The sequence below is a fragment of the Falsirhodobacter xinxiangensis genome, assembly GCF_004959935.1.
GTDB lineage: Bacteria > Pseudomonadota > Alphaproteobacteria > Rhodobacterales > Rhodobacteraceae > Falsirhodobacter > Falsirhodobacter xinxiangensis.
The window spans coordinates 1-408 of sequence record NZ_SMYN01000078.1 but is presented as its reverse complement, the minus strand read 5'-3'; the positions used below and the strand labels follow the sequence as shown (position 1 = coordinate 408).

Annotated in this window: 1 protein-coding gene; it reads left to right on the top strand. The window is 62.0% G+C overall.

What is annotated here, in order from left to right:
* Positions 1-20: 20 nt before the first annotated feature.
* On the top strand, positions 21-408 hold a 388-nt coding region (locus E2K76_RS20205; RefSeq protein ID WP_136686220.1), incomplete at its 3' end, for a hypothetical protein.

The following is a 408-nucleotide window of genomic DNA, read 5'->3' as shown; positions in this document are numbered from 1 at the left end:
TTTTAACCTGGACCACTCGGGTGGGGCTGATCACCCCTATGGTTGATTTGGCGACCCTCGGCCTGAAAATTGACTCCAGTCAAGCGGTAAACGCGGCGGGTGACCTCGACAAACTTACCGGCGCGGCAACTCGAACCGAGGGCGGTGTCGTGAAAGCGTTGCTGGCAGCAACCAAAGCGGTGAACGGGGCGACGGCGGCGGTCAACTCGTCCACTGGTGCGATTATGAAGGGTCTGGAGCAGATGCAGCGGCCCGCCGCGCAGGCTGCACGATCTTTTGACCAGATCCGGTCTAGCCTTGATCCGCTTTATTCGGCCAGCCAGCGTTACGCCACCGTGCAGCGCGAACTGGCCGACCTGCGCCGGGGCGGTTCTGTCTTCGACGGGCTGGTCGATACCGGCTTTGTCG